The organism is Streptomyces capparidis (assembly GCF_054782095.1).
In genome coordinates this window covers 48357-63756 of record NZ_BAAGTD010000012.1, presented here as the reverse complement: position 1 = coordinate 63756, position 15400 = coordinate 48357, and the positions used below count along the sequence as shown (strand labels likewise).

Annotated in this window: 11 protein-coding genes and 1 pseudogene; 5 read left to right on the top strand and 7 right to left on the bottom strand. The window is 76.5% G+C overall.

Annotation, left to right across the window (positions count from 1 at the left end; translation table 11 throughout):
• Positions 1 to 136: 136 nt before the first annotated feature.
• The gene (locus ACYVO2_RS12470) at positions 137 to 1012 is read right to left on the bottom strand and encodes an SIS domain-containing protein (protein WP_461007868.1); all 876 of its coding nucleotides are present in this window, start codon (positions 1010 to 1012) and stop codon (positions 137 to 139) included.
• 216 nt (positions 1013 to 1228) lie between these two features.
• Positions 1229 to 1522 (bottom strand): annotated as a pseudogene (locus ACYVO2_RS12465) (nucleoside deaminase); the annotation flags it as partial.
• Between the two features lie 236 nt (positions 1523 to 1758).
• Here ACYVO2_RS12465 and ACYVO2_RS12460 point away from each other — a divergent pair.
• Positions 1759 to 2283: a flavin reductase family protein gene (locus ACYVO2_RS12460; RefSeq protein WP_461007781.1), complete on the top strand. Its 525-nt coding sequence runs from the start codon at positions 1759 to 1761 to the stop codon at positions 2281 to 2283.
• Between the two features lie 16 nt (positions 2284 to 2299).
• On the opposite strand, the gene acnA is transcribed toward ACYVO2_RS12460, so the two are convergent.
• Positions 2300 to 4930 (bottom strand): aconitate hydratase AcnA, encoded by a 2631-nt coding sequence (gene acnA / locus ACYVO2_RS12455; protein ID WP_461007780.1) that lies wholly within the window; start codon positions 4928 to 4930, stop codon positions 2300 to 2302.
• A 76-nt stretch (positions 4931 to 5006) separates the two neighbouring features.
• Complete coding sequence (locus ACYVO2_RS12450; protein ID WP_461007779.1) at positions 5007 to 6146, bottom strand: homocitrate synthase/isopropylmalate synthase family protein; 1140 nt, start codon at positions 6144 to 6146, stop codon at positions 5007 to 5009.
• 205 nt (positions 6147 to 6351) lie between these two features.
• Here ACYVO2_RS12450 and ACYVO2_RS12445 point away from each other — a divergent pair, with 205 nt between their 5' ends.
• From ACYVO2_RS12445 to ACYVO2_RS12430, 4 genes are read left to right on the top strand one after another with little or no spacing between them, the layout of a single operon-like run.
• Entirely contained in the window at positions 6352 to 7422 is a 1071-nt protein-coding gene (locus tag ACYVO2_RS12445) for a CE1 family esterase (protein WP_461007778.1), read from the top strand.
• Entirely contained in the window at positions 7419 to 8924 is a 1506-nt protein-coding gene (locus ACYVO2_RS12440; protein WP_461007777.1) for an MFS transporter, read from the top strand. Before ACYVO2_RS12445 ends, ACYVO2_RS12440 begins: the two co-directional genes overlap by 4 nt.
• On the top strand, positions 8921 to 10066 hold the full coding sequence (locus ACYVO2_RS12435; protein ID WP_461007776.1) for an LLM class flavin-dependent oxidoreductase: 1146 nt from the start codon (positions 8921 to 8923) through the stop codon (positions 10064 to 10066). Before ACYVO2_RS12440 ends, ACYVO2_RS12435 begins: the two co-directional genes overlap by 4 nt.
• Before the next feature lie 8 nt (positions 10067 to 10074).
• Entirely contained in the window at positions 10075 to 10866 is a 792-nt protein-coding gene (locus ACYVO2_RS12430) for a trans-aconitate 2-methyltransferase (protein ID WP_461007775.1), read from the top strand.
• A gap of 53 nt (positions 10867 to 10919) precedes the next feature.
• Here the strand turns inward: ACYVO2_RS12430 and ACYVO2_RS12425 are convergent, their stop codons facing one another.
• The 3 genes from ACYVO2_RS12425 to aepY form a co-directional block, all read right to left on the bottom strand.
• Positions 10920 to 12092, bottom strand: a complete 1173-nt coding sequence (locus tag ACYVO2_RS12425) for an MFS transporter (RefSeq protein WP_461007867.1) — start codon at positions 12090 to 12092, stop codon at positions 10920 to 10922.
• Between the two features lie 271 nt (positions 12093 to 12363).
• Positions 12364 to 13821, bottom strand: a complete 1458-nt coding sequence (locus tag ACYVO2_RS12420; protein WP_461007774.1) for an aldehyde dehydrogenase family protein — start codon at positions 13819 to 13821, stop codon at positions 12364 to 12366.
• An 11-nt stretch (positions 13822 to 13832) separates the two neighbouring features.
• Complete coding sequence (gene aepY / locus ACYVO2_RS12415) at positions 13833 to 14996, bottom strand: phosphonopyruvate decarboxylase (RefSeq protein WP_461007773.1); 1164 nt, start codon at positions 14994 to 14996, stop codon at positions 13833 to 13835.
• Positions 14997 to 15400: the final 404 nt, after the last annotated feature.

Sequence of the window (15400 nt, the reverse complement as noted above, 5' to 3'; positions counted from 1 at the left end):
ACCGGGGGAGAGGAAACGGTCACTTCACCCTAATCCTCCACCCCGCCCGGCGCCGGGCACGGCCCGCCGCCCGGTCGGCGGGTCCGGCGGCGCGCGGACCCGGGCCGCCCCCGGCGGTACGCGCGCCGCGCCCGGCTCACCGCAGGATCACCGAGCGCGTCAGATGGCGCGGCCGGTCCGGGTCCAGGCCGCGCGCCTCGGCGAGCGCCACCGCCAGGCGGTGCACCCGCACCAGCGCCGCCATCGGGTCGCCCGCGTGGTGCACGAACCGCCCGCCGGTGCGCGCCACCTCCTCCGCGAGGCCGCTGTCCCCCTCGCCGAGCCACCACACCACGCTGCGCGGCCCGGTGACGCTGACCGGCCCGTGCCGGTACTCCATCACCGGGTACGCCTCCGTCCACGCCCCCGCGGCCTCGCGCAGCTTCAGCGCCGCCTCCTGGGCCAGCCCGCAGGTCCAGCCCCGGCCGAGGAAGGTGAACTGCTCCGCGGTGAGCAGTCGCGTCTCCGGCGGAGCGGCGAGCGCGGCCCGCGCGTCCGCCTCCGCCGCCTCCACCCGCTCCCCGAGGTGGGCCCGCAGCAGCGCCAGCTCCGTGGTGGCGAACCTGGTCTGCACCACCGACTCCTCGTCGGCGAAGTCCAGCACCACCGCGGCGTCCGCGGCCCGCGCCGCGGGCGAGTCCGGCACCGCCGTCACCACCGTGGCGGGCACCCGCCCGCGCAGCCCGGCCAGCAGGTCCACCAGCTCCGTGGTGGTGCCCGACCGGCTCAGCGCCAGCACCCGGTCGTAGGCGCGGCCCGCGGGGAACTCCGAGGCGGGGAAGGCGTCGGTCTCGCCCCGGCCCGCCGACTCCCGCAGCGCCGCGTACGCCTGCGCGACGAACCAGGAGGTGCCGCAGCCGACGACGGCGACCCGCTCACCCGGCCCGGGCAGCGCGTCCCGCACGGCCCGGCTGCCGCGGACCAGGTCGGCGGCGCGCCGCCAGCAGTCCGGCTGGCTGGCGATCTCCCGCACCGTCGCGGGCGGCGCGGAGCGGCCCCCGGCGGGCGGCGGCGCGGCGTGGAACCGGCGGTGCAGCTCCCGCACCCGCTCGGCGAGGTCCGGCGCAGGCCCCTCCACCGCCGCGCCAGGGACGACCTGGCGGACGGGCAGGGTGCGCACCGGCGGCGCGGGCACCCCGAGCTCGCCCAGCCAGCCCGCCAACTGCTCGGCGGAGCTGGCGTACACGATGCGGCCCAGGCCCACCCAGCCGTGCGCCGCCGCGCACATCGGGCAGTGCTCCCCCGAGGTGTAGACGGTCGCGGCGGCCCGCTCCGCCGGGGACAGGTGCGCGGCCGACCAGCGGGCCAGCTCGAACTCCGGGTGCCGGGTGTGGTCGCCCGACGCCACGTGGTTGTGGTCCTCGAACAGCACGGTCCCGTCGGCGGCGACGAGGACCGCTCCGAACGGCTCGTCCCCCACCTCCAGGGCCCGCTCCGCGAGGTCCACGCAGCGGCGCAGATGGCGCAGGTCGGTCTCGTCCATGACACGGCTCCCCGTTCGGCGATGGTGATCGGATCATAGGGCGAATTCGGTCCCGGTTCGGGGGCGTTTCCCCCGGGAGCCGCCAGGTTCACGGCGCGGAACGGCGGTCCGGCTGCGCCGTCCGGGGGAATCCCGGCGGCCGTCGCGAGCCGTTGATCGTTTTTCGTGATGATTCCTGGTGGGATCGCAGGCGAAGCCTTCACGGACGCTGCTTCACGGACGCTGGGAGTGGAGTCATGGCACGGCCGCCCGACCCCCGAGCCGGGACCGGGACGTCCTCCCCGGACACCGCGGCGTTCCGGGAGGCGATGAGCCGGTTCCCCACGGGGGTCACCGTGGTGGTCACCCGCGACCGCGCCGGCCGGCCCCGCGGGTTCACCGCGAGCTCCTTCGCCTCCCTGTCCGACGCCCCGCCCCGGGTGCTGGTCTGCCTGGCCAGGTCCGCCGCGTGCTGCCCGGCGTTCCTCGAGGCCCCGCGCTTCGCCGTGCACGTGCTGAGCGCGGACCAGCAGGAGGCGGCCAGGCGCTTCGCCACCCGGGGCACCGACAAGTTCGCGGGCGGCGAGACCGGCGACCACCCGGACGGGCTGCCCGTCCTGAAGGGCGTCGTGGCGCGGCTGTCCTGCACGGCCCGCCCGCCCCACGACGGCGGCGACCACGTCGTCCTGGTGGGGGAGGTGGCGCACGCCGAGGTGTGGGACCTGCCGCCCGCCGTCTATGTGCGCCGCGGCTTCCGGCGGCTGTGCGAGCCGGAGCCCTGACCGCCCCGGCGCGGGCTCACCCCGGCAGCAGCTCCGCGGCCACCGAGCGCAGGAACCCGCCGTCCCGCAGATACCGGACCTCCCGCTCCGTCTCCACGTGCGCCGTCATGTGCCACTCGCGCGGCGGCGCCCCCTCGCCCGCGGCGCGCACCGTGACCTTGCCGCGCGGGGTGAGGCCGCGCAGCCCCGTGACGTCGTAGACCTCCCGGCCGGTGAGGCCGAGCGTGTCCGCGCCGGTGCCGGGTTCGAAGCGGAGGGGGACGATGCCCATGCCCACCAGGTTGCTGCGGTGGATGCGCTCGAAGCCCTCGGCGAGCACGGCGCGCACCCCCAGCAGCGCCGGGCCCTTGGCCGCCCAGTCCCGGGAGCTGCCCACCCCGTACTCGCGCCCGGCCAGCACCAGCGCGGGCACCCCGGCCGCCGCGTACTCCCGGGCGGCCTCGTACACCGGCAGCTCCCGGCCGCTCGGCAGGTGCGTGGTCCAGCCGCCGGGGCGGGCGGGCGCCAGGCGGTTGCGGAACGCGGGGTTGGAGAAGGCGCCGCGCACCAGCACCTCGTGGTTGCCGCGGCGGCAGCCGTAGGAGCTGTGCTCCGCGTGCGGCACCCCGCGGGCGTCGAGGTGGCGGGCGGCGGCGGAGCCCGGGGGGATGGCGCCGGCAGGGGAGATGTGGTCGGTCGTGGTGAAGTCCCCGGCGTGCACCAGGACCCGGGCGCCGCGCAGGTCGGCCAGGCCCGGGGTGCCGAGGGTGAAGAAGGGGGAGCGCACCAGGTACGTCGAGTCCTGCGGCCAGTCGTACACCGGGCCCGACGGGGTGTCCGGACCGGCCCACGCCAGGTCACGGCCCGCCAGCGCCGTCCGCTCCGCCGCGAAGTGCTCGGGGGTGAGGCACGCCGTCGCCTCCGCGATCTGCTCCGGGCTCGGCCACAGGTCCCGCAGATACACCTCGCGCCCCCGCGCGTCCCGGCCGAGCGGCTCGCCCGTCAGGTCGGTGAGCACGGTCCCGGCCAGCGCGAAGGCCACCACCAGGGCGGGCGAGGCGAGGTAGACGGCGGGCACCTCCGGGTGGACGCGGCCGTCGAAGTTGCGGTTGCCGGAGAGCACGGCGGCGGGCCGCACCCCGCGCCGCACCGCCTCCGCCGCCGGGTCGGCGAGCGCGCCGGAGTTGCCGATGCAGGTGGTGCAGCCGTACCCGGCGACCGCGAACCCCAGGCGCTCCAGCGGCGCGAGCAGCCCCGCGGCGTCCAGGTGGCGGGTGACGACCCGGGAGCCCGGGGCGAGGCTGGTTTTCACCCACGGCGGCACGGCCAGGCCCCGGGCGACGGCGGCGCGGGCGAGGAGCCCGGCGGTCACCATCCCCGCCGGGTTGGCCGTGTTGGTGCAACTGGTGATGGCGGCGATGGCGACGAAGCCGTCGGCGGGCGCGGCGCCGCCGCCCGGGGAACGCGTCCCCGGCCCGGGGAACGTCCCCGCCACCTCCCGCAGCGGCACCCGGTCCTGCGGCCGCCGCGGCCCGGCCACGCACGGCTCGACCCGCCCCAGGTCGAACGCGGCCGTCCGGGCGAACGTCAGCTCCTCCTCGTCCGCCTCCGCCGAGGCGAACAGGCCCTGCCGCTCGGCGTAGGCGCGCACCAGCGCCACCTGCTCCGGCGGACGCCCGGTCAGCCGCAGGTACTCCACGGTGGCCTCGTCCACGGGGAACCACGCCACGGTGGACCCGTACTCCGGGGCCATGTTGGCGACGGTGGCCCGGTCCGCGACGGACAGCGCCCGCACCCCCGGCCCGAAGAACTCCACGAACGACCCGACCACGCCCAGGTCCCGCAGGAACCGGGTCATCGTCAGCGCCAGGTCCGTCGCCGTGACCCCCGCCGCGAGCGCCCCGGTGAGCCGGACGCCGACCACGGGCGGCGCCAGCAGCGTCACCGGGTGCCCGAGCATGGTCAGCGCCGCCTCGATGCCGCCGACGCCCCAGCCGAGCACCCCGAGGGCGTTCACCATGGGGGTGTGCGAGTCCGTGCCCAGCACGGTGTCGGGGCCGGCGAGACCGCCGTCCACGCGCACCACTTCGGCCAGGTGCTCCAGGTGGATCTGGTGGATGATGCCCCGGCCCGGCGGGACCACCCGCACCCCGGGGATGCCCTGCCGCGCCCAGCCGAGGAAGCGGTAGCGCTCCCGGTTCAGGGCCAGCTCGGCCTCGGTGTTGCGCCGCAGGGCGTCGGCGCTGCCCCAGGCGCGCACCTCGACGGAGTGGTCGACGACCAGGTCCACGGGGACACGCGGCCGGGCGAGCTCCGGGTCGAGCCCGCGCTCGTGCAGCAGGGACCGGAGCGTCGCGAGGTCCGCCAGGACCGGCAGTCCGGTGTGGTCCTGCATGACGATCCGCGCCATGCGCAGCCCGATCTCCGGCGCGGGCCCGCGTCCGGCGCAGGCCGCAACCACGCGCCCGGCGGTCAGCAGGGCGTCGTCGAGCGGGGCGCCGGGGGCGAGCACCGCCTGCCGCAGAACGTTCTCCACGAGGATGCGCGCGGTGCGCGGGGCCGTGGACACGCCGGCGACACCGAGGCTCTCGGCCCGGTCGAGGCCGACCGCGCGCACCCGCCGCCCGGGGACGCGCAGCGGGACCGTCAGGGTGGTGGGGGTGGTCATCGTCGTTCCCCTGGTGAGGTGTCGTGGCGGGCCCCGGCGGCGGCGCCGCCCCGGGACGTTCCCTGGTGACGCCGGTTCAGACCGCCGTCGTCCCGGCGAGCTTGGCGTGGATCTCGGCGACCTCCCGGCGCGGCACCTCGCCGCCGCCGGTGATGGCCCGCGCCCTGGCCTCGTCCAGGCACTCCTGGAGCAGCTCCTCGCGCGGCTCGACCCCCTCCTGCCGCAGCGCCCACTCGATCAGGGCCCGCCCGGAGTGCTTGCCCACCACCAGCCGGCGCTCCCCGCCGACGTGCTCCGGCGGGAACGGCTCGAAGGTGGAGGAGTCCCGCAGCACGCCGTTGGCGTGGATCCCCGACTCGTGCGCGAACACGTTGTCGCCGACCACGGGCTGCCACGGCAGCACCGGGTGGCGGGCCGCCTCGGCCACCAGCCTGCTGAGCGCCTTCAGCTTCGTCAGGTCGACGCCGAGGTCGATGCCGTACAGCTTGTCCAGGGTGACCGCCATCTGGGCCAGGCACGCCATGCCGGCGCGCTCCCCGATGCCGTTGACGGTGACGTGGAAGTAGCGGGCGCCCGCCATCAGGCCGGCGAGGGTGTTGGCGGTGCCCAGGCCGAAGTCGTTGTGGGCGTGGCACTGGATGTCGATGTCGCAGGTGCGGGCGACCGCCGCGACCCGCTCGCCGTACCCCTCGGGAGTGAGCAGGCCGACCGTGTCCGACATCCGCAGGCGGTCCGCGCCGGCCTCGCGGACGACACCGGCGTACTCCTGGAGGAAGCCGATCTCGGTCCGCGCCATGTCCTCGGCGCTGATGGAGACGAACGCGCCGCGGTCCTTGGCCATGGCCACCATCTCGCGGGCCGTCCTCAGCAGCCAGGAGCGGTCCTTGCGGACGGACTCCCGCAGGTGCAGCGAGGAGGTCGGCAGGCCCATGTGGACCGCCTTGAACCCCAGGTCGAGGGAGCGCTCGACGTCCTCCCTGACACCGCGGTTCCACACCACCAGACGGGCCCGGTCCTGGCGGTCGGCGACCGAGCGGATGAAGTCGAGCTCCTCCCCGCCCATGGCCGGGATGCCGATCTCCACCCAGCGCACCCCGGCGTCGATCAGCGCGTCCAGGATCCTGGTCTTGGTGACCTTGGAGAAGGCCACGCCCGGCGCCTGCTCCCCGTCGCGCAGGGTGGTGTCCTCGAGGATGATGTCGCTTCTCATGCCCATACCGCTCGCTCCTCACTGCTCGGCGCGGCGCCCGCGCACCGCTCGCCCACTTGGCACGCACCGAGAGTACATGGGTAATTACTTTCAGTGACTCATTCGTGCGGCGTCGTGTCCGGCCCGTGTTGACGCCGCGTCCGGTTCTACGTTCGGCGCCTGACCTCGCGGTTCCTCCCACCACCGAACAGCGGCCCGAAGGAGTTGCCACGTGTGCGAAGCGATGCGCGAGCGCGCCCGGTGTGCCCGCGGTGACCACGCCGCCGCCGGCCGGGCGCGCCCCGGGCGCGGCCGCCGGGGCCTCGCGGCCGCCGCCGCGGCGCTCGCCCTGGGGGTGCTCGGGGCTGCCCCGGCGACCGGCGCCGACGGGGACCAGCGGGCCGCGGACGGCGCGTGCGGGCAGGACCGGCGGCCGGGCACCACCACCGTCACGGTCGTCTCCCAGGGCGCGCGCCACCCCGTCCTCGTCCACCTGCCGCCGCTGCGGGACCGGCGGCGGCCGCCGCTCGTCCTCAACCTGCACGGCAGCGCGCTCAACGGCGCCCAGCAGCAGGCCAACAGCGAGTTCGCCCGGGTCGCCGACGAGCACGGCTTCGTCGTGGCCGCCCCGGACGGCGCGATCCCGCTCGGCGCGGACGGCCACGCGTGGAACGTCCCCGGGGTGCCCATCCGGGGCGACAGACCGGTGCCGCCCGGCTCCCGCGACGACATCCGCTTCCTGCTCGACGTGGTGCGCACCCTCACCGAGCGGGGCTGCGCCGACCCGGACCGGGTCTACGCCGCCGGGTACTCCGGGGGCGCCCGGATGGCCTCCGCCCTGGCCTGCCACGCCCCGGAGCGGCTCGCCGCGATCGCCGCCGTGGGCGGGCTGCGGGCCGGCAACCCCGACCCGGCGGACCCCTCCCGGCCCGACCCGCGGACCTGCGCCCCGCGGCGCCCGGTGCCCGTGATCGCCTTCCACGGCCTGCTCGACGAGCTCAACCCCTACGACGGCGGCGGCGCCGCCCACTGGCGGTACCCGGTGCCGGAGGCGGCCCGCACCTGGGCGCGCCTGGACGGCTGCGCCGCGGCACCGGCCCGGCGCGCCGTCACCGCGCACCTGCGCCTGGCCCGCTGGACCGCCTGCCGCGACGGCGCCGCCGTGGACCTCTACACCGTCACCGACGGCGGGCACACCTGGCCGGGCTCGAGCCACCCCGTCCCGGCCCGGTTCGGCGCCACCACCCGGGAGATCCACGCGAGCGAGGCCGCCTGGCGCTTCTTCGAACGGTTCCACCGGTGACCAGGGCCCGGCCACCGGGCGGCGCGGAGGACCCGCACCGGGGCGGGGGGCTGCCGCACGCGATCGGCCTGGGCACGGTGCCGCAGTCGGTCAACTCCTCCATGATGGCCGTCGCCGTCCTCGCCGTCCGCGACGAGTTCCACGCCGGGACCGCCGCCTCCTGGCTGATCACCGGCGCCTACCTGACCACAGCGGTGGGCGCCCCCACCATGGGGCGCCTGGCCGACCTGCTCGGCCACCGCCGGGTCTTCCTGTCCGGTCTCGCCCTGGCCTCCGCCTCGTCGGTGGCCGCCGCGCTCGCGCCCGGCCTCGGCTGGCTCATCGCCTGCCGGGTGGCGCAGTGCTTCGGCACCTCCGCCCAGTTCCCCGCGGGCGTCGCCATCATCCGGCGGCAGGCCGGGCGGTCGGGCGCGCGGCCCGCGGGGGCGCTCGGTGTCGTCGCCGGCTACTCGCAGGCCACCGTCGCGCTCGGCCCCGCCCTCGGCGGGCTGCTCACCGCCCACCTCTCCTGGCGGGCGACCTTCCTGGTGACGGTGCCGCTGGCGGCCGTCGCCGCGGCCGCCGTCCACCGCTGGTGCCCGCCCGACGAACCGGCCCGGCGCACGGGCCGCGGCGGCGCCCGGTCCGTGCTCGCCGGGCTCGACCTGCCGGGGCTCGGCCTGTTCACCGCCGGCGTCACCTGCCTGATCTGCGGCCTGCTCGCCCTGCCCGAAGGCCGGGCCTGGCCGCTGCTCGCCGCGGCGACCGCCGCCCTGGCCGCGTTCTGCCGCTGGGAGCGCCGCACCCGCACCCCCTTCGTCGACGTGAACATGCTCGCCGCCCGGCCCGCCCTGACCCTGGCCTACGCGCGCACCGCCGTGACCTACGCGGTCTTCTACGCGGTCTTCTACGGCCTGCCCCGCTGGCTGCACGACTCCGCGCGCCTGGACACGACCGCGATCGGCGCGGTGATGTTCCCCATCGCCGCCGCGGGGGCCGCCTCGGTGGCGCTCGCCACCGCGGCGGAGAAGCGCTGGGGGTACGGGGGGATCCAGCTCATCGGCTCGGTGACGCTGCTCGCCGGGGGCGCGGCGCTCGCCGTGACCACGGACTCGGCCACCGCGCTGCCGCTGCTGTTCGCGCTCACCGCGCTGCTCGGCCTGCCCAGCGGCTTCAACAACCTCGGCAACCAGGTCGCGATGTACGCCGCCGCCCCCGCCCGGGACATGGGCACCACCTCCGGCCTGTACCGCACCTCCCAGTACGTGGGCGCCACCGCCGCCGCCGTGATCGTCGAACTGGTCTGCGGGAGCACGGCCGACGACGCCGGGCTGCACCGGCTGGGCTTCACGGTCATGGCCGGAGGCGCGGCCCTGGCCGCCGGCGCCGTGCCGTGGCGCGCCCTGCGCCGGGGCGCGCCCCGGGCGGCGCACGGCGCGCACGGCGGCGGCGCCGGGACGGGCGCCAAGGGCCCCGTCACCACCACGGAACACCCGCACGAGCGAGAAGAAGGCGGCAGATGACACTCACCTTCCACTGGTTCCTGCCCACGGCCGGGGACACGCGCAGCATCACCGGCGGCGGCCACCTCATCACCCCCGGGCACGGCATCCGCGAGGTCGGCGGGGCGGCCGCGGCCCGCCGACCGCCGGACATCGAGTACCTCACGCAGATCGCCCGCTCGGTGGAGCAGCTCGGCTTCGAGGGGATGCTCACCCCGACGGGGAGCTGGTGCGAGGACGCCTGGCTGCTGACGGCGGCCCTGACCCGCGAGACCGAGCGGCTGAAGTACCTGGTGGCCTTCCGCCCCGGGATGATGACCCCCACCCAGGCCGCCCTGATGGCCGCCACCTTCCAGCGGCTGTCCCGGGGCCGGCTGCTGCTCAACGTGGTCACCGGCGGCGAGTCCACGGAGCAGCGCCGCTACGGCGACTGGCTGGACCACGACGAGCGGTACGCCCGCACCGACGAGTTCCTCACGGTCGTCCGCGGCGCCTGGCGCGGCGAGCCGTTCGACTTCGAGGGCCGCTACTACCACGTGGCGGGAGCGGTCACCCCGCAGCCGCCCGAGCCGCTGCCGAAGCTGTACTTCGGCGGCTCGTCGCCGGCCGCGGGGCCCGTCGCGGCCCGCCACATCGACGTCTACCTGACCTGGGGCGAGCGCCCGCACCAGGTCGAGGAGAAGGCCCGGTGGATCCGCAAGCTCGCCGCCGAGGAGGGCCGCGACATCCGCGTGGGCCTGCGCGTGCACGTCATCACCCGGGACACCGCCCGGGACGCCTGGGAGGAGGCGCGGCGCCACCTGGACCGCATGGACCCCGCCGAGATCGCCCGCGCCCAGGAGACGCTGCGCACCACCGAGTCCGTCAGCCAGCGCCGCATGTCCGCACTGCACCGCGGATCCGCCGACGACCTGCTGATCGCCCCCAACCTGTGGGCCGGCGTCGGCCTGGTGCGCGGCGGCGCCGGGACCGCCCTGGTCGGCAGCCACGAGGAGGTCGCCGACCGCATCGAGGAGTACGCGGCCATGGGCATCGACGAGTTCGTCCTCTCCGGCTACCCGCACCTGGAGGAGGCGTACTGGTTCGGCGAGGGCGTCCTGCCCGTCCTGCGGGCGCGCGGACTCGCCGAGGAGTCCTGGTTCGCCCGCAGGGCGGGAGCGTGAGGGGCATCATGGCCACCGTGACCACCGACTGGAACCCCGGTCTCTACCTGCGCCACGCCACCGAGCGCGACCGCCCGTTCCACGATCTGCTCACGCCCCTGACCGGCGAGTACCGCGACATCGTGGACCTCGGCTGCGGCCCGGGACCGCTCACGGAGCAGCTCCTGCGCCGCTGGCCGGGGGCGCGGGTCACCGGCATCGACAACTCCCCGGCCATGATCGAGGCGGCCCGGCGGCTGCGGGTGCCGGGGCAACTGGAGTTCGAACTCGGCGACGTGGCCGCCTACCGGCCCACCGGCCGCGTCGACCTGCTGCTGTCCAACTCCACGCTGCAATGGATCCCCGGGCACCGCGAGCTGCTCCCCGGCTGGGTGGCCGCCCTGGCGCCGGGCGGGGTCCTCGCGTTCCAGATGCCGGGGAACTTCGACTCCCCGAGCCACACGATCCTGCGGGAGCTGCGGCACGCCCCGCGGTGGCGCGGGAAGCTCGCGGCGATCCCCGACCGCGGCGGAGTCGTGGCGCCACCCGAGGAGTACCTGGACCGCCTGGCCCGCCTCGGGTGCCGGGTGGACGCCTGGGAGACCACCTATCTGCACGTCCTCACCGGCCCCGACCCGGTGCTGGAGTGGGTGCGCGGCACGGCGCTGCGCCCCGTGCTCGCCGCCCTGGACGACGGCGAGCGGGAGCAGTTCACCGCCGAGTACGCGGCGCTGCTGCGCGACGCCTACCCGGAGCGGCCCCACGGGACGGTGCTGCCGGTCCGCCGGGTCTTCGTCGTCGCGGAGAAGCCGCGGGCGTGAGCCGCCCCGCCCGGCGGCCCCGGGCCCCCGGGCCGCCGGGCCGCCGGGCCGGGCTAGGTTTCGCGCCGCGGCTTCGGGGCCGGGGTCAGGGCGGCGGCGACGACGGCCAGTGCGGTGCAGCCCACGACGGCCAACAGCCCCGGCAGATAGCCGCCGCTGACGTCGAAGAGCAGACCGGTCAGCGCCGGGCCGACCGCCGCCGCGGGGAACACGGCCGCGTTCTGCCAGGCGGTGACGGCGCCGAAGTGCAGGCGCCCGAACTGGTCGCCCAGAGCGGTGGCGCGCAACGGGTTGAAGCCGCCGTAGCCGGCCCCGAACAGCAGCGCGTAGACGACGAACATCCAGGTGCTGTCCGCCACGCACAGCACCACCGCCGACACGGCCATGGCGCCCACCGACACGCACAGCAGCCTGCGGCTCTCCACCCGGTCGGCGAAGGTGTTCAGCACCAGCCGCGCCGGGATGCTGGCCAGCCCGGCGAGCCCGGACACCGCGGACGCCGGCACCGGGGAGAGGCCCTTGGAGATCATGTACGGCACCTGGTGCACCTGGAGCGCGGTGGCCGCCAGCATCGCGGCGCAGCCCGCCGAGGTCAGGCACCAGAACGCGGCGGAGCGCACCGCCTGCCCCGGCGCGTGGCCCGCCGGCGGGGCGGCGGGCGGGCCGGAGCCCGCCGCCGACTCGCCGTCGGGCCGCAGCCCGAGGTCCTCGGGTCGGCGGCGCACGAACACCGCGGCGACCGGGACCATGGCGAGTTGGGCCAGGGCCAGCACGGCCAGGGCGGTGCGCCAGGACCAGGTGGAGATCAGCCAGCCGGAGAGCGGCACGCACAGCGGCGAGGCCAGGCCGCCGAGCGTGGTCAGCAGCGCCATGGCCCGGCCCCGGCGGCGGTCGAACCAGTTGGTGACGACCACGAAGGTGACCGGGTAGAGGGTGAGCGCCATCGTCGTGCCGATGCCGAACGCCCACACCAGGAAGAAGACGCCGAGGCCGGGGCTGGCGGCGAGGGCGGCCAGCGACACCGCCCCGGCCAGGCACCCGCACACCAGCACCGCGCGGGCGCCCCGCCGGTCCACGATCCGGCCGACGGGCACGCCGACCGCGGCGGACACCAGCAGCGACACGGAGTAGGCGGAGGAGATGTCGGTGCGGGAGCCGCCGAAGGCGGCGGAGACCGGAGTGAGGAGCACGCCGAACAGGTACTGGGTGGTGCCGTAGGCGACGATGGAGTGGACGCCCAGCGCGGTGACCAGACGCCAGCCGTAGTAGCGGCTTCTTGGGCGGGGGCCGGTCGCGGTCTGGAAGATGACGGTTCCTTTCTCTCGTGGCCGCCTTCGCTTCCTGCTGCCGGGGCGTGGGGGCGGGGGTGGGGGATGCCCCCGGTGGGTCCAGGGGGCGGAGCCCCCTGGACCCCCACCGGGGGCTCCGCCCCGGGCCCCGGAGTCCTGAGGGGGCTGTGCCCCCGGGGCCCGGCCCCTGGCCCCGGCTTCCGCGGCGTCAGCCGTAGGAGATGCAGGCGGAGCGGATCTCGGTGTAGAAGTCCAGCGTCTCCACCGAGCACTCCGCGGGGCCGGCCTGCGACTCCTTCGTGCCCACGTGCGGCAGGTGCGGGTACGCGCCCACCCCCGGGCGGTTGACGTGGACCATTCCCGCCTCCAGGTCGCGGAGGGCGTGGAAGATGCGTCGGGGGTCGCGGGTGAAGATGGTGCCGGACATCCCGAACCGCACGGCGTTGGCACGGCGGACGGCGTCCTCGTAGCCGTCGCACTCGATGACCGCGAGCACCGGCCCGAAGACCTCCTCCTGCGCGATCGCGCTGCCGGGCCGGACGCCGTCGAGCACCGTGGGCCGGACCCAGTACCCGTCCGGCAGCGGGCCCGCGGGGCGGTCGCCGCCGACCCGTACCACGGCGCCCTCCTCGACCGCCCGCCGGACGGCGTCCTCGCAGGCGGCGATGCGCTCGGCGCTGATCAGCGGCCCCAGGTCGGAGCGCTCGTCCAGGCCGGGGCCGACCCGCAGACCGGCCGCGAGGGCGGTGATCCGCTCCGTCAGCTCCCGCTTGATCCGCACATCGGCGATCAGGCGGCTGGTGGCGGAGCAGCGCTGGCCCGACTGGCCGAACGCCCCCGCGACGACGGCGCGGGCGGCCCGGTCGAGGTCGGCGTCGGCGAGCACCACCACGGCGTTCTTGCCGCCGAGCTCGAGCTGGGTGCGCAGGAAGCGGGGCGCGCCCGCCACCTGGATGGCCCGGCCGACCGGCACCGAGCCGGTGAACGACACGCCCCGCACCCGGGGGTCGCCGACCAGGGCCTCGCCCGCGGCGCGGTCCCCCTGCACCAGGTTGACCACGCCGGGGGGCACTCCCGCGGCCACCGCGAGGGCCACCAGCGCCGCCGCCGTCAGGGGCGTGCAGGGCGACGGTTTGAGCACCACCGTGCAGCCCGCGACCAGGGCGGGGGCGAGCTTCCAGGCCGGGATGGCGAGGGGGAAGTTCCACGGGGTGATCAGGCCGACGACGCCGATGGGCACGCGCAGGGTCAGGGCGAGCGTGTCCGGTTCGTCGGCCGGTTCCGTCCGGCCCGACAGGCGCCGCCCGGCCCCGGCGAAGAAGGCGGTGATCGCGCGGGCCCGCTCCACCTCGGCCCGCGCGTCGCGCAGCGGCTTGCCGTGCTCGCGGACGATCACGCGGGCGAGCCGGTCGGCGTGCGAAGCGAGCAGCCCGGCCAGCCGGTCCACCACCTCCGCCCGGCGGACGGGGCCGAGCCCGGCCCACTCCTCCGCCGCCTCCGTCGCCGCGGCGACGGCCCGGGCGGCGTCCTCCGGGCCGGACTCGGGGAACTCGCCGACGACGTCGCCGAGGTCGCCCGGGTTCCGTTTCTCCTGGAGTTTGCCGCCGACGGGCGGGCACCACTCGCCGGCGACGTGGTTGAGGGTGAGGTACGAAGGATTCGGCACGGTGCTCCCTCTCAGCGGGCGTCGGCCGGTGCGGTCCCGGCCCCGGGCTCGGTCGCGGGTTCGGTCCCGGTCCCCGCGAGCGCGGCCGCGAACCGCTCGCGGATGTCCCGCGCGGACAGCGCGCTCGTGGCGCGGGGCGGCGCCTGCCCGGTGCCGTGCGCCGCGGTCCGCACGGCGATCAGGTGCGGGCCGGGCCCCTCGGTGACGGCGCGCAGCGCGGCGTCGAGGTCGGCGAGGGCCGGGCAGGAGTGGACGGCGCGGTACCCGGCGGCGCGGGCCAGCCCGGCGAAGGACACCGCGCCGCTGCCGGTGGCCTGGCCGCCGGTGGACTCGTAGACGCCGTTGTCCAGCACGACGTGCACGAACTGCGGGGGCGCGACGGCGGCGGCGGTCGCCAGGCTGCCCAGGTGCATCAGCAGCGCGCCGTCGCCGTCGAGCACCACCGTGCGGCGGTGCTCCGCGGCGCGGGCGACGCCGAGCGCGAACGGCAGGGCGTGCCCCATGGAGCCCTGCATGTAGAAGTTGCGGGGGCTGTCGCAGACGGCGAACAACTCGCGGGAGGTGTAGCCGGTGGTGGCCACGTAGGCGGCGTCGGGCAGCGCCTCGGTGATCCGCCGCAGCACCTGCGCCCGGGTGGCGGCGGCGCGGGGCGCCCCCGTGGTGCCGCCGTCGTCCCGCGCCGCGCCCACGGCGCCCTTGGGGACGAGCACGAACGCCGGGCGGCCCTCGGCGAGCTCGGCCAGCGCGGGCGCCAGCGCCTCGTCGAGGGTCGAGGCGGCGGGGGAGAGCGTCCAGTGCCCGACCCCGACGGCGTCGAGCTGGTCGTGGGTGGTGGCGCCCATGACGGCGTGCTGCGGCTCGTCGCCTCCCGGGTCGGGCCAGCCGCGCAGGCTCATGAAGGCCAGCACGGGGATGCGGTAGGGCATCAGCAGCGAGGTGAGCGGGTTGACGAGGTTGCCGTAGCCCGAGTTCTGGAGCAGGACCACCGTCCTGTGGCCCGCGGTGGTCGCGCCCGCCGCCAGGGCGAGCGCCGCCCCCTCGTTGACGGCCGGGGTGTAGCGGCCCCTGCGGGTGAGTTCGACGATGGGGCCGCCGAAGCAGGAGCAGGGAACGCCGGTCGCGGCGTCGAACCCCGCGGCGAGCAGGCGGTCGGCGAAGTCCGCGGCGGGGATCACTACTCCGGCTCGATCCGCTCGCCGGACCGGGTGGGTTTCTTTCGCATGGTCATACGATCGCCCTTCCGCGGGCTGTCGTCGCGGCGACACAAGGCGCATGCGCCGATTGACCATCAAAAGCATCAATGCGGGCAATTCGAAAAGGCGGATGATCGCAACCAAGGGAGTCGTCGCGCCGGGCGGGACCGCGTGCGGTGCCGGTCCCGCCGCCCCGCCGCCCCCGGTGTGGGCACCAGGAGCACACACGTCATTAATTTCGGTGACTCTCCTCGGACACGCTCCGTTCACTCCTGGTTCACTCGGTGTTCGGCCCTAGGTTCGACGGCCGTGACCGGTCGGCGGTCCCGCGCGGCTCCGGGGCCCGCCCGCCCGTGCCATGCACGCCCTTGCGTCCATCGAACGGC

Coding starts and splice junctions, on each gene's coding strand:
- ACYVO2_RS12460 (WP_461007781.1), top strand. CDS start 1,759: ATGGCACGGCCGCCCGACCCCCGAGCCGGGACCGGGACGTCCTCCCCG.
- acnA (WP_461007780.1), bottom strand. CDS start 4,930: ATGACCACCCCCACCACCCTGACGGTCCCGCTGCGCGTCCCCGGGCGG.
- ACYVO2_RS12450 (WP_461007779.1), bottom strand. CDS start 6,146: ATGGGCATGAGAAGCGACATCATCCTCGAGGACACCACCCTGCGCGAC.
- ACYVO2_RS12435 (WP_461007776.1), top strand. CDS start 8,921: ATGACACTCACCTTCCACTGGTTCCTGCCCACGGCCGGGGACACGCGC.
- ACYVO2_RS12430 (WP_461007775.1), top strand. CDS start 10,075: ATGGCCACCGTGACCACCGACTGGAACCCCGGTCTCTACCTGCGCCAC.